The 26,212-nt window shown below is 60.0% G+C and carries 22 protein-coding genes; 10 read left to right on the top strand and 12 right to left on the bottom strand.

The window, feature by feature from the left end:
- Positions 1-25: 25 nt before the first annotated feature.
- Positions 26-592, bottom strand: a complete 567-nt coding sequence (locus tag CFE28_03885; protein OYU69216.1) for an integrase — start codon at positions 590-592, stop codon at positions 26-28.
- Positions 593-2,735: 2,143 nt separating this feature from the next.
- Between CFE28_03885 and CFE28_03880 the strand changes: the two genes are divergently transcribed.
- Positions 2,736-2,939 carry a hypothetical protein gene (locus CFE28_03880; protein ID OYU69215.1) on the top strand — a complete coding sequence of 68 codons (204 nt, stop codon included), beginning with the start codon at positions 2,736-2,738 and terminating at the stop codon, positions 2,937-2,939.
- 2,026 nt (positions 2,940-4,965) lie between these two features.
- Here the strand turns inward: CFE28_03880 and CFE28_03875 are convergent.
- Positions 4,966-5,865 carry a hypothetical protein gene (locus CFE28_03875; protein OYU69214.1) on the bottom strand — a complete coding sequence of 300 codons (900 nt, stop codon included), beginning with the start codon at positions 5,863-5,865 and terminating at the stop codon, positions 4,966-4,968.
- Between the two features lie 144 nt (positions 5,866-6,009).
- Between CFE28_03875 and CFE28_03870 the strand changes: the two genes are divergently transcribed.
- The 3 genes from CFE28_03870 to CFE28_03860 all read left to right on the top strand — a co-directional run bounded on the left by CFE28_03870 (position 6,010) and on the right by CFE28_03860 (position 8,505).
- A complete protein-coding gene (locus CFE28_03870) occupies positions 6,010-6,783 on the top strand; it encodes a hypothetical protein (GenBank protein OYU69213.1) in 774 nt (257 codons plus the stop codon).
- Positions 6,784-6,812: 29 nt separating this feature from the next.
- Entirely contained in the window at positions 6,813-7,484 is a 672-nt protein-coding gene (locus CFE28_03865) for a hypothetical protein (GenBank protein OYU69212.1), read from the top strand.
- A 583-nt stretch (positions 7,485-8,067) separates the two neighbouring features.
- Positions 8,068-8,505 (top strand): hypothetical protein, encoded by a 438-nt coding sequence (locus tag CFE28_03860; GenBank protein ID OYU69211.1) that lies wholly within the window; start codon positions 8,068-8,070, stop codon positions 8,503-8,505.
- 122 nt (positions 8,506-8,627) lie between these two features.
- On the opposite strand, the gene CFE28_03855 is transcribed toward CFE28_03860, so the two are convergent.
- From CFE28_03855 to CFE28_03840, 4 genes are all read right to left on the bottom strand, one after another.
- Positions 8,628-9,005 carry a DUF4440 domain-containing protein gene (locus CFE28_03855; protein ID OYU69210.1) on the bottom strand — a complete coding sequence of 126 codons (378 nt, stop codon included), beginning with the start codon at positions 9,003-9,005 and terminating at the stop codon, positions 8,628-8,630.
- 6 nt (positions 9,006-9,011) lie between these two features.
- The gene (locus CFE28_03850) at positions 9,012-9,998 is read right to left on the bottom strand and encodes an alcohol dehydrogenase (GenBank protein OYU69209.1); all 987 of its coding nucleotides are present in this window, start codon (positions 9,996-9,998) and stop codon (positions 9,012-9,014) included.
- A gap of 14 nt (positions 9,999-10,012) precedes the next feature.
- Complete coding sequence (locus CFE28_03845) at positions 10,013-10,726, bottom strand: hypothetical protein (GenBank protein OYU69208.1); 714 nt, start codon at positions 10,724-10,726, stop codon at positions 10,013-10,015.
- A 72-nt stretch (positions 10,727-10,798) separates the two neighbouring features.
- Positions 10,799-11,854: a hypothetical protein gene (locus tag CFE28_03840; protein ID OYU69207.1), complete on the bottom strand. Its 1,056-nt coding sequence runs from the start codon at positions 11,852-11,854 to the stop codon at positions 10,799-10,801.
- Between the two features lie 192 nt (positions 11,855-12,046).
- On the opposite strand from CFE28_03840, the gene CFE28_03835 reads away from it, so the two are divergent.
- The 3 genes from CFE28_03835 to CFE28_03825 all read left to right on the top strand — a co-directional run bounded on the left by CFE28_03835 (position 12,047) and on the right by CFE28_03825 (position 17,018).
- A complete protein-coding gene (locus CFE28_03835) occupies positions 12,047-12,640 on the top strand; it encodes a TetR family transcriptional regulator (GenBank protein ID OYU71540.1) in 594 nt (197 codons plus the stop codon).
- Between the two features lie 19 nt (positions 12,641-12,659).
- Positions 12,660-13,670 (top strand): threonine aldolase, encoded by a 1,011-nt coding sequence (locus CFE28_03830; protein OYU69206.1) that lies wholly within the window; start codon positions 12,660-12,662, stop codon positions 13,668-13,670.
- Between the two features lie 255 nt (positions 13,671-13,925).
- Positions 13,926-17,018: a hypothetical protein gene (locus CFE28_03825; protein ID OYU69205.1), complete on the top strand. Its 3,093-nt coding sequence runs from the start codon at positions 13,926-13,928 to the stop codon at positions 17,016-17,018.
- 108 nt (positions 17,019-17,126) lie between these two features.
- Here CFE28_03825 and CFE28_03820 read toward each other — a convergent pair whose 3' ends face one another.
- Both CFE28_03820 and CFE28_03815 read right to left on the bottom strand, forming a co-directional pair.
- Positions 17,127-18,089: an acetyl-CoA carboxylase carboxyl transferase subunit alpha gene (locus tag CFE28_03820; GenBank protein ID OYU69204.1), complete on the bottom strand. Its 963-nt coding sequence runs from the start codon at positions 18,087-18,089 to the stop codon at positions 17,127-17,129.
- A 70-nt stretch (positions 18,090-18,159) separates the two neighbouring features.
- The gene (locus CFE28_03815; GenBank protein OYU69203.1) at positions 18,160-19,074 is read right to left on the bottom strand and encodes a recombinase XerD; all 915 of its coding nucleotides are present in this window, start codon (positions 19,072-19,074) and stop codon (positions 18,160-18,162) included.
- Between the two features lie 114 nt (positions 19,075-19,188).
- Here CFE28_03815 and CFE28_03810 point away from each other — a divergent pair, with 114 nt between their 5' ends.
- From CFE28_03810 to CFE28_03800, 3 genes are read left to right on the top strand one after another with little or no spacing between them, the layout of a single operon-like run.
- On the top strand, positions 19,189-19,737 hold the full coding sequence (locus CFE28_03810; GenBank protein OYU69202.1) for a shikimate kinase: 549 nt from the start codon (positions 19,189-19,191) through the stop codon (positions 19,735-19,737).
- A complete protein-coding gene (locus CFE28_03805) occupies positions 19,734-20,843 on the top strand; it encodes a 3-dehydroquinate synthase (protein OYU69201.1) in 1,110 nt (369 codons plus the stop codon). The genes CFE28_03810 and CFE28_03805 overlap by 4 nt, the downstream gene beginning before the upstream one ends.
- Positions 20,843-22,126, top strand: coding sequence for a hypothetical protein (locus CFE28_03800; protein ID OYU69200.1), 1,284 nt, complete (start codon positions 20,843-20,845; stop codon positions 22,124-22,126). Before CFE28_03805 ends, CFE28_03800 begins: the two co-directional genes overlap by 1 nt.
- A gap of 12 nt (positions 22,127-22,138) precedes the next feature.
- Here the strand turns inward: CFE28_03800 and CFE28_03795 are convergent, their stop codons facing one another.
- Genes CFE28_03795 through CFE28_03780 form a run of 4 tightly spaced genes read right to left on the bottom strand, consistent with a single transcriptional unit; the run spans position 22,139 to position 26,183 of the window.
- Entirely contained in the window at positions 22,139-24,403 is a 2,265-nt protein-coding gene (locus CFE28_03795) for a xanthine dehydrogenase (protein OYU69199.1), read from the bottom strand.
- The gene (locus CFE28_03790) at positions 24,400-25,353 is read right to left on the bottom strand and encodes a xanthine dehydrogenase (protein OYU69198.1); all 954 of its coding nucleotides are present in this window, start codon (positions 25,351-25,353) and stop codon (positions 24,400-24,402) included. The genes CFE28_03795 and CFE28_03790 overlap by 4 nt, the downstream gene beginning before the upstream one ends.
- Entirely contained in the window at positions 25,350-25,856 is a 507-nt protein-coding gene (locus CFE28_03785) for a (2Fe-2S)-binding protein (GenBank protein ID OYU69197.1), read from the bottom strand. Before CFE28_03785 ends, CFE28_03790 begins: the two co-directional genes overlap by 4 nt.
- A gap of 54 nt (positions 25,857-25,910) precedes the next feature.
- On the bottom strand, positions 25,911-26,183 hold the full coding sequence (locus tag CFE28_03780) for a BolA family transcriptional regulator (GenBank protein OYU69196.1): 273 nt from the start codon (positions 26,181-26,183) through the stop codon (positions 25,911-25,913).
- Positions 26,184-26,212: the final 29 nt, after the last annotated feature.

Raw genomic sequence — 26,212 nt, 5'->3', positions numbered from 1 at the left:
TATCGTTGGCCGCAGCGGGTCTCCGTTAACCTGCGTTTGCTGCGCCCCTGAGCTGATCATCCGAAACATCGCAGTACATGGCAGTGGTCTGGATGTTCGCGTGGCCTAGGAGCTGCTGGATCGTTCGCATCCCAATCCCAACTTCATTCTTGCGCGTGGCAAAAGTCCTGCGCCCTGCGTGGCTGCTCGTATCGATCCCTGCTGACCGATAGATAGCCTTCATTCGCAGGCTCAAACTGACATTGCTGAAGTGACCTCCCGTTCGCGTGCTGCGGATCAAAGGGATTTCGTCACTCAGCTTGGATCTCTTGCCCAGGTAGGCATTGAGCAGCTTCTGAAGGTCATCGCCGACGAAAACCCGCCGAGAGCGATTTCCCTTGGTCTGGTGCTTCGTGAGATGAATGATCTCCACTGACTGGCCATCGATCCCTCGCACATCGCCGATCGTTAGTGCCGCGATTTCACCAACACGCATCCCAGCCAGAATGCTGAGCGACAGGGCGAGCTTGTCACGGGCTCCATTGCTGCCGCTATCTGCAATGCGCATGACGCGCTTGATCTCGTCCTTGCTGAGTACCTTTGCCTTTGCCATTTCCTGGGTCTCTCATTAACATTTCGTCTGAGAGAAATATAAATTAATCAATGACTTGGTCCTACCGAATACCAGCCGACCAATTCATGAATCATTCCAAGTGGATGCCGCGTTCAGATAAACTTTTGCATATTTGTTTGCATCAGGCCTTGGGCCTGAGTTTCTCAAAAACGAGCGCACGAATTTGTTTGGCAGATCTTCAGCATGTAAGTTGCAGACCTTCGGTCTGAACTGCGTGACGCCTCGCTGCTCTCTCACTGCGTTCGCTCGCGCTCCGACATCACCGCATTTCCTAAATGCCTTTCTATCCGACTTTGAATGTCAGGCTCTTTCATCGTGAATGAATGTGAGGTGTTTCAGATTCTGGGCACAACCCAGCTAAAGCGTCGGAACTCCGTTCCTCGCCTTAGATCGGTATCCTGCAATCGGGATCCTTGGGCTGTGACTGATGCGAGCATGATGCTCACGGGCAATGCGTTTCAATGCGTCACTGCTATCGCCCTGCAAGTCGCAGATTATGAACTGAGACCTATGCCTCAGGTGAAGCTCAGTCGATCAAAGCCATCTTTCGTCGTGTAAGCGGAGGCACGGCTCCTTTCCGTAGTAGAACTAATTTCCCGAATGTGAACCGCGTAACCACCATTCATGCACCATGGATTCCGAAGAGCGGTTCGGTAAACCATCACGCGAAAACGCACTTCATCTAGTTCGTGAGGTTTTGCGACGATCATGTGAGCGTGGATAAGTTTGCCGTTCGAGCCGCCTTCTATGGCAAGTGCACTGCGAAGGGTCGGGCGATGGCGCTTCCATGCCGTTCTCGTCGCTAACCGTTTTGAGAGCGACTCCACAAAGCCCGTATGCATCTTCGTATAAGTAGCGTCGTCGCCCTTCAGCCACGACACGCCACCATTTTCATTCGGAATTGATCGCCACTGACAAAGTGACAAACTTATGAAGTGCGTTGCATTCACCCATTCGCACACTGCATCATTGAAATGAGCCGACCGGTCTAATAAATTGCCATCATTTTTAATATTCATTGTTCCACCGATAAATACAAAACGGACATGTTATTCACAAACATTTCCGATTTCTGTTATTTATGTACGGAGAATTTCATTGATGCTTTTGTTACTTAATGAGGCGTTTATTGTTCTAAAAACTGCTGGGCTCGTAAATTCGGAGGGTGATTTTTGTCGGGATTTCATTGGCGTTTCTGAAGGATACATTCGGCAGTTGCGCTTCAAGAAATCAGAACCAAGCATTCGGTCAGTCGCTGTTTTAGGAAGTCGGCTCCGCAAGGCTGGTGAGGAGATGCTCTCGTCTCCCCATTTTCGCCAGCTCGGGCTCAAGTTCATTACACTTAGCGAGCGATGCCACGAAGCAGTCAATGCGGATGGCGTCGAGTTGGATTTGGCCCGCTGATCATCGCCCACTCAATCGCAAGCAAAGCCATCCATCGCTCGTATCAGGCGACCAGCTGAGGAACGCGGCTAACTTTGGGTGAGGGCCGGAGGGTGAGCAATTAATGTGTTTAGACAACCTGACCTAAGCAATGAAGGACAACGTCGCCTGAGTGCCGTTGCAATAGCGCTGTAGGGCACCAGCCCGGGGCGCTGACCTTGTAACAGCCCAACAGGTTCTTCATTAGCAACCGTCAGCACCCCACCTTTCTGATTTGCCTGGGATCAGGACTCCTACTCGCAGGCACCTGTGCGAAGCCTGTTCGCTGATGGGGCTGGCCAGATGCTTGAGGGGCCGATTGATGTATGACAAGGCATTTATGCGCTGGACTTTTCTGAAGGCTGGCAGTGTAGCCGTCGCGGTGGCAATCTGCATATATTTTTGGGCGCTCAATCCCCACCGCGATCTGCTATTTTCTTAGTCCATTCTGAGTGGAATAATCAAAAACCTTCTTCACAATATTATTGTCGATAGGCCTAAGTGAATACGGAGAACCCTGAAATAGGGCGATTTTATCGCGCCTTGCGGCATTCGTGAATTCACTACTTAGATTAAGCTGCGATAAACGGTCATAGGCATTAGGAACACAAATCGGGCAGCTTGGACCATCATCTTCCGAAATAGGCCTTTCGCCTGCGGCAAGTTTCAATCTAAGCGTTTCCAATTCTTCCTTATCCTTATGTTCCTGATCTTCCTGCTCTTTCCTTCTACGTTCTTCTTCGTCTTTCCGTCGCTTTTCCTCAGCCTCTGCTCGTTGGCGGTCAGCTTCGGCTTGACTAGCTTGCTGTGCACGTTCAGCCGCAGCCTTTTCGGCCTCCCTATCCTCGGCCTCTTTCCGGGCAGCCTCTTGATCCTTCCGAGCCCTCTCCGCCATCATCGTTGAAAAATGATCTGGAGCCATAGTCGGATCCGGATCACGCCGCCCAAGGTCTCGCCTCGCTCCCAATTGAGCGTCAGCGGGGGCCCTGATGGCATGAGCAATTTCTCCGTCTACCCTTCGTACATGGGACGCTCGCTGATTTATGTTAATCAGTTCGCCGGCGCTAAATTGATGCCCAACAACCACGCCACCAATATTTGTATAAACTGCTCCGCCGATTGGCGTATAATCACCATCCGAAAACGCGTTATCTTCAATCTTTATTGAATTTATGACCGCTTCATCTGCAGTCGCGCCCCTTCCAATTGGATAATTTTTGTAGGATCTGGCCGGTCCATTCCACGTGGCATAGGAATTAATTCCCCCAGCGGCCGACCACATGCCACCCGCTTTCGACTGGGATGTACCTATTACAATTGACTGGCCCAGCTTCCCCGCCAATAGCTCCCTTGCAAGGGCATCACGTTCTCTTGTGGTAGAAACATAGTTATCATTTGACTCAAAAGCACTATAAAGTCCCGCCCACCATCCAACGATTGAACTCAATTTTCCTATGGTATTGATATCGGTAACACGGTTTTGGTAACCATTATTTCGCTCAATAATCAGTCGCTTGTCCGGTAACTGCATCGGTGGATGGCCGTCACCGATTACAATGACGGGCACAGCAGCATTTGGCTGACTAATGACTGGTTTCCAAATAAATGTTCTGTCCGAACTCAGTGTAGATGGCTTAGATAATGGAATCGGAGTACAGTTTGGCGCTTTTGTTCCATTCTCGATAGCCTTTTCCCAATTATAAATTTGCGTCTTGGAGCAACTTATTTCCAATGTATTCTCATCCCTTGGCAGAGGGATATTGGGCACTTGCGCCTGTAAAATCACCACTGCAATTGCAATTGATTGAGGGGGCACCACTGTCGCTCTTCTCCCTTGATAGTTACTAGGTTGCTATTTTGTCTTCCTATTTTCCAGATCCTTGAATGTTAATGCAATGGATAAAAATGCGCCTATTGCACCGGCCCATTTTTCTAATATTTCCCAGCTACCCACCTTCAAGCCAATTAATTGCGCAAGAAACATTACGCTGTAAAATGTCGGCACGACAGTCAAAAATAGTGTTACAAAAAACAGCGCAACAATTTTTATTGCAAATAAAATTGCTCTTTTGGGATTCCATTTAGACAAATTCGTTAGAATCGCTATGGCGAAAACTACTTGAACAATATTTATTAATGCTTGCGCTCTGATATCAATTAATTTGTCTCCTGCTGAGAAATTTACAGAAGACGTGGACGCAACAACAAACAGTGCAACCGCACTACCTATTATTTCTGACTTTTTTCCAATATTTTGATCGAAAGTCGCGATACCGGAAATCAGAGCTAGTCCAAAGGAAGCTAGAAGCGTACACCACCAAAATGTTGCTTGAGGTCCGAATGTTGTATTAGTGTTATGTCCGGAGCCACTAATTGCTGGAAAGAATGAATTTGCGAGAAAAAACAGAGCGTCTCCGCAAATATATGTAAAAAGTATACTTATAAGAAAGACGAACATAGAGACAAGGCACGCGATCGCAATGCGGGGTGTAATCCTATCCTGAATAGCCATCGAACAATCCCTCAATCTTCGCGGGATTGAGCCACCAGATTTTCCCTTTGGCAAGTGGCTGCTGACAGGCATGATAACCCCACCTTCGATTGAGCGAAGATGCCACTTTATGTATCCAATGAAAGCCGCTATCGCTTCCCATACCCTTCGGAGCTTACTTCAATTTGCAGGAATATATCGTCGGGCTAGGCGCATCCCTGATCGACCGCATAAGGTGGAGCTCAGGTGGCGAGGTCAATTCTCTTGAACAAGACAGCGATTACCCTACCGAGTTGAGCTTGCTACCTATTCACTCCATTGAAGTTTGCCGACCCGCTCAAGATCTGGCTATTCATGGTCATATCTCTGTCCATCCTATATCTAATCAAAAGAAACATAGTAACTTTCGAATCTAGGAGGCTCTAGTCTCAACGCTTGGCTACTTCAAGGAGCGCAGTTGTCTTGTCAGGCGTCTTTCATTTTCTCGTATTAGCTCGGCTTGACCCTTCGGAATCCTTGACGTATCAGAATAGTGCCCAGGAAATACCCTACGCTCTTTGACGTTATACGATATATTTTTAGCTCTTACTAAATCTCTTGAAATTGACTTTCTGGAATCTTCTGCGGTAAGTTTGAAACTCTTGTATCCATTATTATCACTTACTTCCGTATGTCCCCATTCATCCGCCTTTTTAGTTCCCCCACCATTTTTGTAGTCTAAATATTCATCATATCTTTTGTATGGATCTGGCAATTCACCGATCTCATTCATCGCGACCTTATTTTGCGTGTCGTACCAACGGTTCATCGCCCGAACGGCCATATCAAAGGCGGCGTCTGTATCGCCCCGCAGCTCCAACACCGCATCAATCCAGAAGTTGTAAAGACGCAGAAAGCGACGGGCTGCAGGCAAAGCCGTCACCATCCCGTTGTCGTAGTTATCCGTGATCCGCCATCTCGCCATGGGCTTCGTCGCCTTGTCGTCTACGGTGAAGTGCTCCTTCAAAATCATGTTCAACTGGTACCCGACTTTTGAATCGATATAGCCCTCCATCGGGATGATCACCGTCATAAATCGCCCTCCCTGATCATCGGGGACAACAGTGCCAGGTTCTAAAAGGGCGACCCCAGTTCCAACTGAGAAAAGTCGTTTCCACGAGTCGTCGAACCAGATGCGAAAGTCCTGGTTCTCAAAGTCACCCCACTCCGCGTAGTCGGGATGAAGCTCGTCGCCTTGCCGCCGTATCGCACACGCAAATGCGTGCCATAGCCTGTATGGCTCTTCATCTTTGGCAGGCAGCACGAAGAATCCATTGCCTGCGTATTTCGGCTTGGTCATCGCCCACACTCCTTCACTTCAGGATCGCCTTCCGCGGTTACAGGGGCTGGGATCCCAGCCCCCTTCCATGCGGTCCAACGGGAAAATCGTCATTCTGATTGCACGAGGAAGCAGTGGTTGCTTCCCGCAACAGGAGATACAGAAATGACGAACATGACACCAACAGTTGGCCATAACCAACTCACTGCCGCCACTATCGGCAACGAACTTAGTGACCTTTTCACCCTTCGCGACAAGTGGGAAGTCGGCGCTTACAAGACGAGCAATGAGGGGCTCTACGATATCCTCGCTAAGTGCCTCACGCTGTTTAAGCAGGCTAAAGGTGATCGTAAGCTGATCCCAGCGATCAACACCCGTCTCACCGATTTGGGCATCGGCTATACAAAGAGCACCGCCCTCGCGACGAAGATCGTGCGTTGCGTATTCGGTGTGTCTAACCAACGGACTCTCACCTACGCTCGCGTCATCACTGAAGCCGATAGCCGCAAGACCGAGAAGAAATCCCTTTCCAGTTGGATCAAGGAAATGGGGGGCATTGAAGAAGTCCGCCGTGCCTCTGCTGGTCAAACCCCCTCTCAGAAGAAAGCGTCCTTTCGGAAGTCGGCTGAGGGCTATTTCGAGACCGCCAAACCTCTCATCGCGAACTTTAAACCGCCTGTCGACAAGGCGAAGTATTTCCAGCGCAATCAAGGGGAAGCACACACCTTTGTCGCCCTGCTCGCTCGCGAAAACGACGATGGTACTTGCAGCATCGTCTATGGAGCCAGCAACGCGTTGGTCGTGAGCGACCTTCTCGCACTCGCTGGCAAGGCGGAGGCGACTGAGATCGAGGCGTGGCATGCTCGCCCCGCGAAGATCGCAAAAGCGAAGGTCATTGATCAAGCCCTGACGGAGGAGAAGGCGGCGAAAGCCGCCTGATCCAACATCAAATCCAGAAGGAATGATCCATGTCTATTAGTGAAAAATATGCGCCCCAGTGCGCTGCCGACCTCATTATTGAGGACCCGATAACCCGCCAGCGCGTTGCTGAATACGCAGACGGAAGCCGCACAGGTCATGTGCTGTTTGAGGGGCCTCGTGGTTCGGGGAAATCGTCTGCGGCAAATGTCATCAGCAAGGCTCGTCGCAGCCTAGCTCAAAACCCTGCGCTGACTGGCGATACCCATAGCTTTATCCGTCCACTTAACGGAGCCACTTTTACCACCCAAAGCATTGATGAGATTTTGAGGGACTGGGACTGGCAGTTCTCTCTTGGTGTCAAAAAGCCAGTCTCGTTGATTGATGAGATTGATAAGATCTCCTCATCAACGCTGGACAAACTTCAGGCGTTTTTGGACGACAAGGGGGCTCGAGGTCAGGTCATCGCTACGACCAACCACGTGGGTAGCCTGTCAGTTCCCCTGCAGGACCGCTTTGATGTGATTTCGCTGCCCGCTATCAGCGACCCATTGTCGTTTGAGCCTCGTATCCGAACGATCCTTCATGGCGAAGAGATAGCCATTTCCGACGAAGGACTTCGGACGATACTCGGAGAGGTCGCGGGCTCGTGGCGCGATGCTCTCAAGCGTACGGAAGACATCATCGTCAGCCTCCGCTCTGCAGTAGCAGAACAGGGGTGATCGCTATGTCTCTCCGCAAAAAGCGTCAGAAAAAGAAGGCACCGCAGGGTCAAGAAGTGAGGGAACTGACGGGTCAAGAAAAGAAGGAACTGAATGACCTTCTCAAAACTCAACCCAAAACGCGTGACCCCACCTACGGAATCCCTAGTCCACCAAGCAATCGCTATGGCGGCACACAAGTCAGGCATCCAAAGCCATATCGCGGAGCAACATTTGGGCCAGCATCCGAACCAGTAACATACAGTAAAGAAATGAGGGAGGAATACATTCGTAAAAATCCCCCGTTTTCCTAATTAGAATTATAGCCAAATTTGGAGCGTGATAGCGTCCACTTGGTTCAATTGGGACAATGATACGATTATCGAGGTGCAATTGTTGGGTTCATTACTATGAACTCTTTGCGGATAATTGGCATGTTACAAATGTCACTATCAAAAAGTGCTTGCAAAGGGAGGGCGTGGCTGAAAAACAGCATCGCGCCCTCCCCCATCAAAACATGCAAAATTGACAATTGATGGCAGGAAAATGGTAGGAATATCATTGGCTTGGCGTCAGATATGTCTGTCTTCTAGCGGAGACAGCAATGGCTATTCTAAACACACTGAAACTCGTGGAGTTCAAACCCCACAATGGGGGCGGACGCGTCCAACTGCGGCGTCGCAAACTCGCTGACAAGATTGACCAGCAGATCCTGCTTGCCAATGACCCTTCCTATCGCCCTACCAAGATCGTCTGGACGAAGGACGGCAATGGATCGGAACAGCGGCGGGAGATCCCCAAACGCATCAAGCGATGGTGGGTTCAGAACATGGATGGGACAGTTCAACTGACCATTAGGTACGGCAGCAAGGCTCTGGAACTCGCAAAGGGTAAGTGCGCCATTGAATGTGCCAGCGTTGCTGAGATATCTGACGTATTGACGAAGATAAAAGCAGCGGCGGAAAACGGCGAACTGGACGAGATACTTAACGGTGACTTCGGACCGTCTATCAGTATATTGTCTAACAGAGCATCCAAGTGACGGAATTGTCTTACAGCCGTTACAAGCCGCGCCCACTGGATCTAATAATTGAATATTATCAAGTACTTGACCCATGATTAGGCAAGTTCAAGCACTGTCACGGGGCCCTGGTCTAAGGCCGATCAGCTGAGGGTGATGAAGAGTTCCGACTCGATCACCCACTGGCCGACGACCTTCCGCCAGGCCGCCAGGTAGTCGCCGTGAACCTGCGGCGCACCGCGCCACTCTGCGGTCCAGCTACCGGCTTCACTTGCCCGCCCCCCTTCGGCGTCAAGCCGGACGTCTGAGATTGTGCGGACATAGGTCACGAAGTCCGGATCGCGGAACTGGGTTGCGAAAGCGTCCAGAACCGCCGGGGCGCCAAGGATCAGGCTGCCATCGCCGACAATCACCTTGATCTGCGGATCGAGAAAGGGCTTCAGCCGGGCAGCGTCGTGGGCGGCGATGATCTTGTTGGTCAGCCGTCTACGGGCGCGGATGGCGTCTGCAGGGGTGGTCATCAGCGATCAGTCCTGTCCGATCTCGACAACCACCGTGCCGACCTTGTCGCCAGCCTCGACCTTCTCATGGGCGCCAGCACAGTCTTCCAGGGGAAAGCGGGCGGCCACGGCCAGCCGTCGGGGCGCCTCGGCGATCCAGGCGGCGATATCGGCCTGGGCCCGACGGCGGGCTTCGTGGGGCGAGATGGGCAGATAGACCCCACTGACCGTTGCATTGAGCCGCATCAGGGTTCCGGCCGGCACCTTGGGCATGATCCCCCCCTTGGTGGCGTAGTAGGCGATGGAGCCATTGACCCGCAGGCAGGCCAGGCTGGCCTCGAGATTGCCGCCGAAATCCACATCGACAATGTGATGGACCCCTTCCCCGCCGGTGAACGCCATCACGGCCTCGGCGACATTGTCCTGACGATAGTTGATCACATGGTGGGCCCCGCCAGCCAAAGCGCGCTCGGCCTTGTGCGGGGAGCTGACCGTGGCAATCACCTGCGCGCCGGCCCATCTGGCCAGCTGCACGGCATAGTGACCGACCGCGCCCGCCCCGCCAGTGACCAGCACCGTGCGCCCCTGGACCGGTCCGGCCAGGAAGAGGCTGCGATGGGCCGTCATGCAGGGAATGCCCAGGGTCGCGCCTTCGGCAAATGAGACGTGATCCGGCAGGGGCGTCAGCAGGTCCGTATCGAGTTCGAGGTACTCTGCGGCGGATCCATAGGCCCGGCCGTTGCGCTGGCCATTGTAGAACCAGACCCGCTTGCCCACCCAGCTGTCCGCTACCCCGGGGCCGACAGCCTCGACAAGGCCCGCGCCATCACTGTTGGGGGTGATCTGGGGATAGGCCATGGGTCCGTTGCCACGCATGCCGGCGTCAGACGGGTTCACCCCCGAAGCCCGAACGCGGATCAGCGCCTGGCCCTGCCCGGCCCGGGGCTTTGGCCGTTCGCCATACTGAAGGACCTCCCGGGCGGGGCCGACAGCGTCATACCAGATTGCTTTCATGTGTTTGCTTTCCATCAGGCCAGGGAGGCCAGCAGGTTGATGGACAGGGCCAGGACCACCGTATTGAAGGTAAAGGCGATCAGGCTGTGAACCGTCCCGATCCGCCTCAGCGGCTTGGACGTGAATTCGATGTCGGCGGTCTGGGCGGCGGTTCCGATCACCACTGAAAAGTGCAGGAAGTCCCAATAGTCGGGATCCTCACCACCCGGAAACCTCAGGCCACGCGCCCGCCCCCTCGACCCGGGCAGCTCATCCGGCGAATAGTAGCGGTGGGCATAATGCAGGGCGAAGACCAGCTGCATGACAAACCAGGACACGGCGACGGTCACGCCCGCCAGGCTGACATGCATCACCTTCATCACCCCATGCGTGGACTTCGCCAGGCCAAGCTCGGCGGTAATGGCGGCTATGCTTATGGCGCAGGCGATCATTACGACAGTCAGGATCAGGCCCCGGCCCTCATCCTGCTGATCAGCCGTCGCTTCCATGTGGGCAATGCCTGAGCCGGTCATGTGGCGCATCATGGCCAGGATGAACCAGAGGGCGCCGGCGTCCCAGGACAGGATGGCCCGGGTGCTCCACTTCAATGGATTGGGCGCCAGGGCAAGGCCCAGGCTGACCAGGATTCCGACTGCAATCGCCGCCAGAAGGGTCGGGCGGTTAAGCCAGATCCGAGCCCACTTCTGGAGGGGGCTTCGGTCAGGAGCAGACGGGGCAGCGTCGGACATGGACCAACTCTAACGCCTTCCAGCGGCATCGCGAAGCGGCCTGAAGGGCGGGCTCCGGATTCACGGAAAGGTTCAGGGCGTGATGATGTGCCCGTCCTGGGGCGCTGTGCGACCTTCGACCACGGCGCCATAGGCCTCAACCAGACCGGCCGGCCCGGCATGGTGGATGAGGCGCAGCCAGGGATTGCCGCTGACAAAGCCCGTGAGGCCGGTTTCGAACTTCTGCTGCACCACTTCAGGGCCCCATTCGGCCGAACGCTTGCGGATCTGGTCCGGGGCAAAGAACAGGACCGGGGTGGGGCCAGTCAGTCCGGCGCCCAGACGGGGCGCCTCCCAATGGGTGGCGCCGACAATCAGGCTGCGGGTCAGTGCGTCGCCCAGAGTGCCGTGAACCCGGCCCACCAGGGCGCTGTTCCCGGCAAAGTCCACATAGGCCACCGGACCCTCAAGGCTGAGGCCGTCGACATCCTCATAGGTGACAACCTGATCATAGAGGCCACAGTCCGACAGGGCGGCCCTGTTGGCGGCCGAGGTGAGGCCGACGACCTTCATCCCACGCTGCCTGGCGAACCAGGCCAGGCCCATGGCGGTCTTGCTGGACGCGCTGGAGAGCACAAGCGCGGTCAGACCCGCGTCTTCCGACAGGAAGTCGTCCAGCAGGAAGGAGGTCATGAGCAGGGGGCGCAAAAGCGCCCGATGGTCGTCCAGGGGATCAACCGGCGCCAGGTTATAGGCATTGTAGGTGGGCGGCAGCTCCGCCCTGTGGGTCGCCGAATCCACAAGACCTGTGCGCGTCTTCACCAGTCGCATCACCACATGGGAGGACATGGGCAGATAGCCGAAAATCCTCTGACCGACCTCAGCATCAGGGCTCCTGGACGCCAGGACCGTGGCGAAGCCCCAGACGGGAATGCGGCCAAGGCCATCGGGCGCCGGAAAGAACTTCCAGTACCCGAAGCTGTCACCCATGGCGCCATAGGTGATGTTGTTGGCCGTCAGGCTGAAGCTGTCCACAGAGAGCAGGACCTCGCCGTCGGCGAGATCCGCCGCGCCCGGCTGTGCTTGTGACCGGATTTCGATCTTGCGGAGGTCTGACCTCGTGATCAGGGCATCCCAGGCGGTGGTCATGATGGCTCCAATGACTTTTACGTTGTAAATTTATTTCGTAAGTCCTACCAAGCTGCAAGCGATTTGTTCCGACAGAGCATGTCCGAGGCGCGGGACCCGGGCTTTGGAAAGAGATGTGCTCTGGTCATTTGAATTGAAGCCTGGGCGCCAATGGGGTTTCCGCCCCTAGGAATCAGGGTCGAGGAGTGGGCCATGCCCCGCGTTCTGTCTGCTGCCGATGTGGCCGATTTCCGCGACCGGCTCTGCGAAGCCGCTGAGCGTCTCTTTGCAGAGCATGGTCCCGCAGCCGTCACCATGCGCCAGCTCGCCGCCGATCTGGGGGTCAGCCCCATGACTCCCTACCGCTATTTCAAGGACAAGGACGACATACTCGCCGCAGTCCGCACCAACGGGTTCAACCGGTTTTCCGAAGCGCTGGAAGCGGCCTTCGGCTCCGTCACAGGCGGTCGGGCCAAGGGATCGGCAGTCGGCGACGCCTACCTGAAATTCGCCTTTGAACATCCGGCGACCTACAAGCTGATGTTTGACCTCGATCAGCCCAATGAAGACCAGTATCCGCATCTTGTTGCGGCAGCCCAGCGGGCCAGGGACACCCAGTCCCATTGGGTGAAGGAACTGATTTCCGAAGGCATGTTCGAGGGCGATCCCGAAGAGATCGGCCACCTCTTCTGGGCCGCCACCCATGGCGCGGTGGGGCTTGAACTGGCGGGCAAGATCCCGGAGGGCGCGGCGCGCAAGCTGCATCGTGACCTCAACCACGCCCTGGCCCGCGGGCTGCGGCCCTAGAAACCCAGGCAGAGTTCCCATGGCCCGCTACGATTTCGCCTCCGACAATACGGCTGGCGCCGCCCCGGAGGCCATGGCCGCCATACTCCGCGCCAATGATGCGGGGCCTACCCCGGGCTATGGCGCAGACCCCATTTCGGCCCAGGCCGCCGACTCCATCAGGGCCTGGCTGGACGCCGACGCCGAGGTCCGGTTCGTCGCCTCAGGAACCGCTGCAAACGCCATTGTTCTCGCCACCCTGTGCCGGCCGTTCGAGGCCGTGCTTGCGCACGAGCATGCCCATGTCACCACCGACGAAACCGGCGCGCCCGGCTTCTTTGGTCACGGCCTGGGCATTGTCGGACTACCAGGCGCCTCCGCCCGGATCGACCCGGACGCCCTGGATCAGGCCCTTGCCGGGCAGGACTCGCCCCACAAGCAATCGCCTGCGGCCCTGTCCCTGACCAATGCGACGGAATACGGCGTGGTCTACTCAACTGCCGAAGTGAAGCGCCTTGCCGACGCAGCGCGAGGAAAGGCCTGCGCCGTTCACCTTGACGGGGCGCGGCTGGCCAATGCCGTCGCCGCAGGGTTCAACCCGAAGGCCATTGCCGGGCTCGGCATAGACGTGCTGGTGCTGGGCGGCACAAAGGCCGGCATGCCGCCGACCGAAGCGGTGGTCATTCTGAACAAGGATCTGGCGCGCCGGTTTGATGCGCGCCTCAAGCAGTCCGGCCAGTTGCCGTCCAAGGGACGGTTCTATGCGGCGCCCTTCATCGGGATGCTGCAGGATGGCGCCCTAGAGCGCCACGCCGCCCACGCCAACGCCATGGCAAGCCGCCTCGCCGCAGCCATGCCGTTTGCCTTGATGCATCCCGTCCAGGCCAATGGCGTTTTTGTGGACATGCCTGAGGATGCACATCAGCGCCTGACGGAGGCGGGGTGGGTGGCCTACCGGTGCCTGGACGGATCGGTGCGTTTCATGTGTTCGTGGGCGACCAGGCCCGAGACCGTGGACCATTTGCTGGCGGATCTCGCAGCCATAAAATAGGGACGGTTGCGCACCTGGCGACAAACTCACCCCTCAAAGTGTTGCAACTTGGCATCGATTGCCGATTTAGGGGCCGGCACGGTAAGTCCATGCCCGAATTCAGCCAGAAAGGGTTTGAAACCCTTTTTTGACCATGAAATTGTCGGCCATCAAACCTTCCGCACACTGATACGTGTCGCAAGCTCTTGCGCGCTGTCCTGTGATGGGTGGTGAAATCGAGGTCGCTATGTCGCGACTTCAGGTTCCAGAGACTTGATGGCCAAGGGGGCCCCAGAAATGTTGAACGCCAAGACCGCCTTTCGGGCGGCGCTATTGTCCTCGGTCGCCACCGCGATCGTCGCAATGCCGCAGATTTCATTCGCCGCCGAAAAGGCCGCTGACGTTGAGGAACTGGTTGTCACCGGTTCGCGCATTCGTCGCGCAGAGCTGACCTCTGTTCAGCCCATCCAGGTGCTGACCAGCCAGCGGATGGATGAGCGCGGTTACAACAACGTCGCAGACGCCCTCAATGACCTGCCGGCCTCCGGCGTTCCGGTGAACCCGATCGGCGACCAGGGCAGCTTTGGCACCGGCCGTAATTTCGTGAACATCTTCAACCTGGGCACCAACCGGACCCTGACCCTGGTCAATGGCCGGCGGTTCGTCGGCGGCAACCCGGCGTCGATCTTTACGGGGGCCAGCGCAGGCGGCCAGGTGGACCTGAACGTCATTCCGACCGGCCTGGTTGACCGGATTGAAACCATCCAGGCGGGCGGTTCGGCCGTTTATGGTTCCGACGCCATTGCCGGCGTCATCAACATCATCACCAAGACCGACTATGAAGGCGTGGAAATCGACGGCGCCTACGGCATGTCCGACAAGGGCGATGATGAAGGCTATCGTGGCCGCATTACCGCCGGTCACAGCTTCATGGACAACAAGCTGTCCGTCTCCGGAAGCTATGAATACGACGAGACGAGCATCCTGGGATACCAGGACCGGGACGTCACCAAGCGCCAGCTGACCTTTGCGGCAAACCCGCTCAACACCAGCAGCACTGATACCATCCCCGGGTCGATCATCATCCTGAACCGTCGCATCCCGGAAGTGACCCAGGGCGGCCTGCCCTTCCGGACCGGTGGCTCGGCCCTTTCGGGCATTCTGACCCTTGCTGACCCGAGCAACCCGGCCAACCGGATCGCCGCCCAGTTCGACAGAAGCGGCAATCTGGTCCCCTACAGCACGGGGACCTTCTACCAGGCCTCCATCGCTTCCGGCGGTGACGGCCTCAACCTGGCTGAGCTGACCTCCCTGCAATCGCCGGTGAAGCGCCACGTCGCCAATGCCTTCGTCCGGTACGACCTCAGCGACAACATCAAGCTGACTTCGGAACTGCTTTACTCCAAGGCCAACTCCGAAGAGCCCTTCAACCAGCCCATCTACAACGCCTCGCTGTTCGGCGGGAACTCGGCGTCCCTGCGGATGTCGACCGCCAACCCCTTCCTGACGGCTCAAGCCAAGGCGGCCATCCTGGCCCAGCCCACCGCCCTGCCGGCAGACGCCGCCTCGGCCGGCGACCGGATCTTCTTCCTGGCCCGGGCGTCCACCGATATCGGCAACAACAAGACCACGGCCGAGTCTGAAACCTACCGCGGTGTGTTCGGCATTGACGGCAAGTTCGAGTTCGCCAACCGCAAGTTCTTCTGGAACGCTTCGTTCGTTGATGGCGTCTCCAGCGGGACCTTCCGGTCGCCGAACATCGACCAGGCCAAGTTCCTCCTGGCCATTGACGCGGTGAGGGATGCTTCCGGCGCCATTGTCTGCCGCGATGTGACGGCCCGGGCGGCGGGCTGTCAGCCCCTGAACCTGTTCGGTCAGGGCGCGCCCAGCAAGGCGGCGCTGGCCTATGTCGGCGTTCAGTTCGAAAGCCGGTTCCGGATGGAGCAAACCGACTACCAGGCCAACTTCGGCGGCGACCTGTTCAACCTGCCTGCCGGGCCGGTGAGCTTTGCGGCGGGTTATGAGTATCGCCGCGAGAAGTCGGACTTCAATCCCAATGATCCGCAGGAGCGGGGCGTTGGCCGGTCCGCGGCGATCACGCCGATCGTCGGGAAGTTCCGCACCAACGAAACCTATGGTGAAATCCTGATCCCGGTCTTTGGCGGCGATTTCTCCTATCCCCTGCTTCGCAAGGTCGAGATCGAAGCCTCCTATCGCGACATTGATCACTCGATCGCCGGCAAGGACCACTCCTTCAGCTATGGCGGACGCTGGACGCCCTTCGACGGCCTGATGATCCGCGCCCAGAAGAGCCGGTCCTTCCGGGCCCCTGCCATCACGGAAATCTCCCTGCCGACGGCGACGTCCTTCATCACCGCGACAGACCCCTGTGACTCCCGCAATATCATCACGGGCCCCAACCCGACAGCGCGCCTCGCCAACTGCCAGGCCGCCTTCACGGCCCTGGGCCTGCCGGCCAACTTCAACCTGATTTCCCAGGTTCAATCAGCGACCGTGCAGGGAACGACCTCAGGCAACCCGAACCTGAAGAACGAAATCGCCGAGCAGTGGACGGCGGGCTTTGTCTACCAGCCGTCCTTCCTGAAGGATCTGGCGATTCACTTCGACTACGTCCACATCGACCTGACCAAGGCCATCGCCAACTTCGGCCTCAGCTCGATCCTGCAGGTCTGCTATGACTCCCCCGGCGGCAATGCAGACGCCTGCGGCCGGTTCCAGCGCGGAACCTCCACGGGCGCAAAGCCCGGACAGGTCCTCACCAATGGTGATGTCGGCGCTGGCGGAGCCGTCTCGGCTGGTCCGCGGACTGGCTTTATCAACGCCGGCTACATCAACTTCACGGGCTTCACGGCAGGCCTCGACTATCGGCTGCACCTGGAAGACCTGGGCGCCACCTGGTTCAACAATGATCCGGGCCGCGTGGACTTCAACCTGGACGTCTATCATGTGGACCATCAGGCAACCTCGGTCACCGGTCTGGGCTTCGACCTGAACCGCGACCAGGGGGAACTGGGTAACGCCAAGTACCAGTGGAAGCTGGACACCGAGTATCGTCGAGCGCCCTGGCGTTTCAGCTGGACCACCAACTGGACCGGCAAGTCGAGCTTCAACAACGACTTCACCTATGAGACCCGTGATCCCCTGACCGTGAAGGCCCAGTTCCTCCACGACATGTCGGTCTCTTACGACCTGGATGAACTGGTGAAGAACAGCGGCCTGAGCGGCCTGCGCGCGCGGTTTGTCGTAAGCAATGTCTTCGACACCGAGCCGCCGTGGGGCACCGCCGGGATCGGCACCTATGACGTCCTTGGCCGCCACTACCAGTTCGGCCTGACGGCGAAGTTCTAGTCGCCCGTCCTTCAGGACATGAAAAAGGCCGTCGACCCCAGGGTCGGCGGCCTTCTTTTTTGGTCAGACCGTCCGGAAAACCCGGCTGATCCCGGCAGGCGCCTGGGGTCAGCTCAGCCCGCTGCGCCCGATGGCGTAGAAACGTTCGGACCTCTGCTTGAGCAGGGCTTCGACGCTCATCTGTTCCAGGCTGTCGAGTTCCTCTTCCAGGGCGTCGCCCACCGTGGTGATCATGGCGATCGGATCAGCATGGGCGCCGCCGGGCGGCTCGGGCACGATGCGGTCGACAATCTTCATCTTCAGCAGGTCCTGGGCCGTGATCTTCAGGGCCTTGGCGGCTTCTTCCGGCGTGCGGGTTCCACGCCAGAGGATGGAATTGGCGCCCTCCGGCGGAATGACCGAATAGGTGGCGTGCTCCAGGATCAGGACCCGGTTGCCGCAGGCAATGCCCAGGGCGCCGCCGGAGCCGCCTTCCCCGGTGACCACAGCCACCATGGGAACCTGCAGCATGAGGCACTTCTCGGTCGACCGGGCGATGGCCTCGGCGACCCCGCGCTCTTCAGAGCCGACGCCGGGATAAGCCGCCGTCGTGTCGACAATGCTGATGACCGGCAACTTGAACCGCTCGGCCAGTTCCAGCAGGCGGACAGCCTTGCGATAGCCTTCGGGGCGGGCATAGCCGAAATTGTGTTTCACCCGGGTGACCGTGTCCCGGCCCTTTTCATTGCCCATGACCACCACGGGACGGCCGCGGAATCGGCCCAGCCCACCCATGATCGCCTGATCGTCGGCGAACTTGCGGTCGCCATGCAGTTCGACGAACTCTTCGATCAGGCCGCGGGCATAGTCGACAAAGTGCGGCCGCTCGGGATGGCGCGCCACCTGGGTCTTCTGCCAGGCGTCCAGCTTTGAATAGGCCTCGGTGCGCATGGCCCCGGCCCGTTCGCGGAGGGTTCGGATCTCTCCGTCCATTTCGCCGCTGCCAGTGGTGGCGGCCAGACGGGACAACTCTTCGATCTTGGCTTCGAGCTCGGCGATCGGGCGCTCGAACTCGAGATAATGAGAAGCCATTCGAGGGGTGTTCTTTCCTGTTGAGGCAGGGAGCGGAAACTAGGCGGGTTCCGCGCCCGTCACAAGAGTTTCACGACTTTCGACCCAGGGGATGGCGGGTCGCCACCACTTCCGCCAACCGGTCAGAGGCGACATGGGTGTAGATCTGGGTGGTAGCGATGTCGGCGTGACCCAGAAGTTTCTGGACGACCCGCAGGTCGGCTCCCCCCTCCAGCAGGTGGGTGGCGAAGGCATGGCGCAGGACGTGGGGGCTGACCCTGGCCGGGTCGATTCCGGCGTCGGCCGCGGCCTCATCCAGCATCTGGGCGAAGCGGCGCGGGGTCAGACGGCCGGCCTTGCCCCGTGACGGAAACAGCCACGGATTGGCGGCGTCTCCCTTGGGCAGGAAGGATTTCCGGATCTCCAGATAGGTCTTCACCGCCTCCCTGGCAGCGGGATTGAGGGGCGCCAGGCGGTCCTTTTCACCCTTGCCGCGCACCATCAGGAAGGCCGGGTCCCTGGCCAGGGCGGCCAGGGGCAGGGCTGTCAGTTCCGAAACCCGGAGGCCCGAGGCATAGATCAGCTCGACCATGCAGGCCAGGCGCGCGCCCTGGGCGCCATCCCGGGCTCCAGCGGCGGCGATCAGACGGTCGACCTCCTCTCGGCTGAGCACCTTGGGCAGGGGGCGTCCCCGCTTTGGGGCGTCAACCCGCCGGGAAGGATCATCAGACCGCCAGGTCTCCCCAAGGGCGAACCGGTAGAACTGCCGCACGGCCGAGCGGCGGCGGGACGCCGTAGCCGGGGACATTCCCCGGTCGCTGAGGGCTGCGAAATAGGCCTCAATGTCTTCCGCAGCCGCCGTGGCGAGGTCCGACCTCCGGGCGACGAGGAAGCCCTGGGCGTCAGCAAGGTCCCTGGCATAGGCCGTCAGGGTGTTCTTAGCGGCCGCCCGCTCCACCGACATCATTTCCAGGAAGGCCTCGACCCACCCCGCCCCTTGGCTCATCTGAAAGTCCCGCTGCGCCTATGCCCCATCCTAGTCCGGTCCGGGCTGATCCGCGAGGCCAGGTCTCGGCAAGCTTGGCGCAGAGGCGCGGTCTCGTGTAAGTCTGCACCGCCCATGGATCTGCTCAATCCCCTCCGCGCCCGCACCATCACCCTCGTCGGCCTGATGGGCGTGGGCAAGACCAGCGTCGGCAAGCGACTCGCCGCGGCCCTGAACCTGCCTTTCCGGGATGCGGACATCGAGGTTGAGGCCGCCGCCGGGCGTTCCATCCCTGACATATTCGCCGATCTTGGCGAGGCCGCATTCCGGGAAGGGGAGCGACGGGTCATCGCCCGCCTGCTCGACGAGCCGCCCCATGTCCTGGCCACTGGCGGCGGCGCCTTCATGAACGCCGAGACCCGCGCCTTGATCAAGGACCGCTCGGTCTCGGTCTGGCTGCGCGCGGATGTGGAAGTCCTGGCCAGACGGGTGGCCCGCAAGGACAACCGCCCCCTGTTGACCGGCAAGGACCCCCTGGTGGTCCTGCGCGACCTGGCTGAAATTCGCTACCCCGTCTATGCCGAGGCCGACATTGTGGTCGACTCCGGCGACGCCCCGCACCATGTGACCGTCGACAATGTGATCAAGGCCCTGGCCGCCCACCTGGAGACCCAAAAGCCGTGATCAGATCTGTCCCCGTCCAGCTTGCTGGCCGCGCCTATGACGTCGTGATCGGCCATGGACTGCTTGCGGAGGCCGGACAGCGCATCGCCCCCCTGCTCAAGCAGGCCCGTGTGGCTATTGTCTCCGACGAGACGGTCTGGGGCCTGCACGGCGTAGCCCTGACAGCCTCCCTTGCGAGCCGGGGGATCAGGTCCGAGGCCATTGTCCTGCCGCCTGGCGAACAGACCAAGAGCTTTGCCTTTCTGGAAGAGGTCAGCGACCGGCTTCTGGCCATGGAACTGGACCGTGGCGACCTGATCATCGCCTTTGGCGGCGGGGTGATCGGCGACCTCACCGGCTTTGCGGCCTCGATCTACAAGCGCGGCATAGACTTCGTTCAGATCCCCACCACCCTGCTGGCCCAGGTGGACTCGTCCGTCGGCGGCAAGACGGCCATCGACACCCCCCGGGGCAAGAACCTGATCGGCGCCTTTCATCAGCCGCGGCTGGTCCTGGCTGACCTGGACCTGCTGTCATCCCTGCCTGACCGCGAGGTCCGCGCCGGCTATGCCGAGGTCATCAAGTACGGCCTTCTGGGCGACCTGACCTTTTTTGAGTGGCTGGAGGCGCATGCCGCCGGCGTCCTTTCCCGGGAGCCGGCCGCCCTGCTCCATGCTGTGGCCCGATCGGTGGAGATGAAGGCCGAGATCGTCGCCCTGGACGAAAAGGAAGGCGGGCCCCGGGCCCTGCTGAACCTTGGCCACACCTTTGGCCATGCCCTGGAGTCCGAGACGGGCTTTGGCGAGGCTCTCCTCCACGGCGAGGCTGTGGCTGCAGGGTCGGCCATGGCCTTCCGCTATTCGGCTTCACAGGGGCTCTGCACCTCCCAGGACGCCGTGCGGGCGGAAGCGGCGATCAAGGCCTCGGGCCTGCCGACCCGGCTCTCCGAAGTCTCAAAGACCGCCTTCAAGGCTGAGGCCCTCTGTCATCACATGGCCCAGGACAAGAAGGCCGAGGGCGGACGCTTGACCTTCATCCTGGCCAGGGCCCTGGGCGAGGCCTTTGTCGCAAAGGACGTGTCCCGCGACAGCATTCTGGAATTCCTCAAGAGCGAAGGAGCGATCTGATGGCCGCCATTCTGACCCTTGCTCCCATCGTCTTCGGCCTGCTGGCCATTTCGGCCATGTTCTCGGCAGCCGAAACCTCGCTCACCGGCGCCAGCAGGTCCCGCATGCACCAGCTGGAGCGCGAGGGCGACCGACCGGCCCGGCGGGTCAACCGGCTGCTGTCTGACCAGGAGACCATGATCGGCGCGGTCCTGCTGGGCAACAACCTGATCAACATCCTGGCCTCGGCCCTCACCACGCAGGTTTTGACGGCCGCGTTTCCCGGTGCTGTCGGTGTCGCCGCAGCCACCGCCATCATGACCGTGTTGATCCTGGTCTTCGCCGAAGTCCTGCCCAAGACCCTGGCCATACTGCGGTCAGACGATGTGGCGCGCTTCCTGTCGGGCCCGACCCTGCTGGTGGTCAAGGTCTTCGGGCCCATCATCTACGCCATCCAGTGGATCGTCCGGCGGACGCTCAGCATTTTCGGCGTCCGGCTGGGCATGGAGATGGACGTTCTGGCCGCCCATGAAGAGATCCGCGGGGCGGTGGAATACCACCACTCCGAAGGCCTGGTGGAGGAGCGCGACCGGCGGATGCTGGGTGGCGTACTCGACCTCTCCGACATGGATGTCAGCCAGGTCATGGTGCACCGGACCTCAATCTCCATGGTCGACGCCGACCTGCCGGCCGCCGAACTGGTCGCCCACGTCCTGGCCAATGATCATACCCGGGTGCCGCTCTATCGGGGCGATCCGGAGAACATTGTCGGCATTCTGCACGCCAAGGACCTGCTGCACGCCATTTCGGACGCCAAGGGTGACTTCGAGGCCCTGGTCATCGACAAGATCCGCCGCGACCCCTGGTTCATTCCGGAAACCACCAACCTCAAGGACCAGTTGAACGCCTTCCTGAAGCGCCAGAACCACTTCGCCCTGGTGGTGGACGAGTACGGCGCCCTGCAGGGCCTGGTGACCCTGGAAGACATTCTCGAGGAGATTGTCGGCGAGATCGAGGACGAGCACGACAGCAAGATCCAGGGCGTCCGCCGCCAGGCCGATGGCTCGGTCATGGTCGATGGCACAGTGCCGATCCGCGATCTCAACCGCGCCCTGGACTGGGACCTGCCCGACGATCAGGCCGTTACGGTCGCAGGCCTCGTGATCCACGAAGCCCAGACCATTCCAAAGATCGGTCAGACCTTCATCTTCCACGGCCACCGGTTCCAGGTGGTCAAGCGGGTGCGCAACCAGATCACCGCTCTGCGGGTCTCGGCTCCGCTGGAAAGCGCCACTGAAGACTGATCGCCCCGGGGATCAGAGCCCCTTGGCGATCAGGCCTTCCAGGACCTTGTCCGGCGTCATGGGATAGTCGCGCAGGCGCACGCCGCAGGCATTGTAGATGGCGTTGGCGATGGCCGCGCCGGTCCCGCAGATGCCCAGCTCGCCCACACCCTTGATCCCCAGGGGATTGGCCTTGTCGTCGGCTTCGTCGAGGAAGATCGAGTCCACATTGACGATGTCGGCGTGGCTGGGAACCAGATAGCCGCCCAGGTCCTGGCCCAGGAAGCTGCCATAGCGCGGGTCCACCGGATTGGTCTCGGTGAGGGCAGTGCCTATGCCCCAGATCATACCGCCGGTGATCTGGCTCTTGGCCGTCTTGGCGTTGAGGATCCGGCCGGCGGCGAAGACGCCGAACATGCGGCGGATGCGGACCTCGCCGGACACCACATCAACCCCCACCTCGGCGAACTGGGCGCCATAGGTGTGCTGGCTCCAGTCCCGGGCGTCGGCGGCCGGAGAGATCGACCCCTCCACATAAACGCCCTCGGGCTGAACGCGGGCCACCAGGGAGGCCAGGCTCTCGCTCTGGTTCTCCAGGGCGATATTGCCGTTGGCGAAGGTCACCAGGGTAGGATCAGCGCCGAACAGGGGTGAATTGGGATCATTGATCGCCAACTCCGCCAGGGTGCGGCGCATGACCATGCCGGTCTCGAAGGCCGCCGAACCGGCAGTCGCCGCACCGAACTGTCCGCCCGAGCCGGGGGCCGGGGGCATGTCGGAATCGCCCAGTTCAACGCGCACCTGATCCAGGGGCACGCCAAGGGTCTCGGCGGTGATCTGGGCCAGGATGGTATAGGTGCCGGTGCCGATGTCGGTCATGCCCTGCAACAGGGTGACCGTGCCGTCAGCGGTGATCCGGATGCCTGCCTTGGCCGGCAGAAGGAAATTGCCGCGGATGCCCGCCGCCATGCCCATGCCCACCAGCCAGCGACCGTCGCGGACCTGGCCAGGAGTCGCATTGCGCCGATCCCAGCCGAATCGCTGGGCGCCTTCGCGCATGCATTCCACCAACTGGCGCACAGAGAAGGGCTTGCCGGTCTCTGGATCAACCGATGGCTCATTGCGGATGCGCAGCTCCACCGGATCAATGCCCAGCTTCTCGGCCAGTTCGTCCATGGCGCATTCAAGGCTGAGCATGCCGGTGGCTTCGCCCGGCGCCCGCATGGGGCCTGCGCCCGGCAGGTCCATCTTCACCAGCCGGTGGCCGGTCAGGCGATTGGGCGCCGCATAGAGGCTGCGGGAGAAGTTGGCCGCGTGCTCGGTGAAGGGCGAATTGCGCGCGCAGTGGGTGATGGCCTCGATGGAAAAGGCGTTCAGGCGACCATCGGGCTCAGCGCCCAGCCGGACACGCATCTGGACGGCAGGCCGGTGGATCGTGGCCTGGAACATCTGCTGGCGGGTATAGGCGACCTTGACCGGCTGACCCAGCTCGCGGGCCGCCAGGGCCGCCAGGGTCAGGTCGTCATAGGACTGGCCCTTGCCGCCAAAGCCGCCGCCGATATAGCGGGTGATCAGGTGCACCTTGTCGGACGGGATGGCCAGGGTCTCGGCCAGGGCGTGCTGGCCGCCCTTCACCATCTGGATGGAGGTATGCACAGTAACCTTGTCGCCATCCCACCAGGCGGTGGTGGCGCAGGGCTCCATCTGGGCGTGGTTGGCGATCGGGCTGAAATAGGTCTCGTCCAGCTTCACGCTCGAGCCTTCATATCCTGCGCTGAAGTCGCCGACTTCGACGTCCTCCTCGCCGGGGGGCATTTCCGCCTGATCCAGACTGGCCAGAAAATCCACCACGGCCGGTTGGGCGTCATAGGTGATCTGGATCAGGGCTGCGGCAGCCCTGGCGTTTTCCAGGGTGTCGGCCGCCACGAAGGCCACGGTCTGGCCGTAGAACTCGACGGAATCCGAGGCCATGGCCGGGTTGGACGCACGCTGGCTGCGGGGATTGGCCCGCTCGCCCCGGGCGGCTTGAGCCGGAACGCTCTCATGGGTCCAGACCAGCTTCACGCCGGGCGAGGCCTTGGCCGCTGTCGTATCGATGGAGACAACCCGACCGCGGGCGATGGTGGCGCCAACAGCATGGCCATAGGCCGGGGCCGAAGGGGTCTCGACCTCGTAGGCATAGGGCGCTGTCCCGGTGACCTTCAGGCGACCCTCATAGCGGTCGACATTCTTGCCGATCAGTCCCGAGCGGTTTTCAGAAACCGGGTTGGGGGCGGCCCAATCCTTGACCGAACTCATGCGCGCCTCCCCGACAGGGTTTCGTCCAGAGCGGAGGCGGTCAGCCGTCCGATCAGGGCGATCTTGAAACTGTTCTTCCCGCGAGGCTCAGCCCCGGCGAGTTCGGCAGCAACGGCTTCAGCGATTGGCGCTCCGGCCGCCAGGGCGGCCTCGGTCTTCGCCGCCCGCCAGGGTTTGAGCGACACGCCGCCCCAGGCGACCCGTCCCGCCACCGCAGCAACGCTGACAATTCCGCCGGCATAGGAGGCCCGGTCGCGGACCTTGCGATAGACCTGACCGCCGGGAGGCGCGGGCGGTACAACGACACAGGTGATCAGCTCGCCTGGCTTGAGTTCGGTTTCAATTTCCGGCGTGTCGCCCGGAAGCCTGTGCAGGTCGGCGACCGACAGGGAGCGGGTGACTCCGTCCGCCGTCAGGGTCTCCACCGTCGCGTCCAGGGCCGCCAGGGCCACACCCATGTCCGAAGGGTTGGTGGCGATGCAGGCGTCGCTGGTCCCGAATATGGCGCTGTTGCGGTTGAGGCCGCCCAGAGCCGCGCAGCCGGACCCTGGCAGTCGTTTGTTGCAGGGCTTGGCGGTGTCATAGAAGTAGGGGCAGCGGGTGCGCTGCATCAGGTTGCCGCCCGTCGTCGCCTTGTTGCGCAACTGGGCCGACCCGCCGGAAACGATCGACTGGGCGAGGACCGGGTACAGGCTGCGGACCCGGGCGTCCGAGGCCACCTGGCTGTTGGTGGTCATGGCGCCGATCCTCAGGCCGCCGTCCCGGGTGGTCTCGATGGAGGCCAGGGGAAGTCGGCCAATATCGACGAGATGGCTGGGCCGTTCGACTTCCGACTTCATGAGGTCGAGCAGGTTTGTGCCGCCGGCCAGGAATTTTGCCCCGGGATTCGCGCGGACCGCCTTCACGGCGGAGGCGACATCCTTGGCGCGCTCATAGGTGAAGGGCTTCATGCCGGCTCTCCCGCAACGCTGCGGATCGCCGCAAGAATCTGGGGATAGGCCGAGCAACGGCAGAGATTGCCGCTCATGCGTTCGCGGATCTCGGCGTCGGTGAGGGAAATCCTGCCGCTGAGGTTTTCCGTCGCCTGGCTGGGCTGGCCATCGGCCACCTCGCGCAACATGCCAACCGTCGAACAGATCTGACCCGGGGTGCAATAGCCGCACTGCAGGGCGTCCTGGGTCAGGAAGGCCTGCTGAACCGGATGCAGGGTGTCGCCTGAGGCCAGCCCTTCAATGGTCACGATCTCGTCGCCATCGTGCATGGCGACCAGGGACAGGCAGGCGTTGATGCGGACGCCATTCACCAGCACGGTGCAGGCGCCGCATTGGCCGTGATCACAACCCTTCTTGGTCCCCTTGAGGTCAAGGGTCTCACGCAGGGCGTCCAGAAGTGTGGTCCGGGTGTCGTGGTCAAGCGCGTGGGCCTGGCCGTTGACGGTCAAATTCGTATGCACTCACGCCTCCCAAGCGCGGCCGTTGGAATGAACGGCAAGCGGTCAAATTATAGATCAGGTCTCGCCGGGCGCGAGCGCTTTCACCGACAAGGCGTGTAGCGATCCCGCAAGTTCGTCCGAAAGTATCCGATACACGGCCCGCTGGCGCGCGACCTTTGAAAGCCCCTCAAAGGCCTTCGACTCGACCACGAGGTTGAAATGAGTCTCGCCACCGGGCTGCGCACCTGCGTGACCGGCATGTCGCGCCGAGTCGTCGACCACCTCAAGACGGGTGGGCGCCAGGGCCGCAGTCAGCTTGTTATGAATGGCATCGATCATAGCGCCCATCGGACAAATCTTCAATTCTTGAAAGGGTC

Source organism: Alphaproteobacteria bacterium PA2, from assembly GCA_002256425.1.
In the GTDB taxonomy this organism is placed as follows: domain Bacteria; phylum Pseudomonadota; class Alphaproteobacteria; order Caulobacterales; family Caulobacteraceae; genus Phenylobacterium.
The sequence above is the reverse complement of the archived record's forward strand: the minus strand, read 5'-3'. Positions and strand labels throughout refer to the sequence as shown.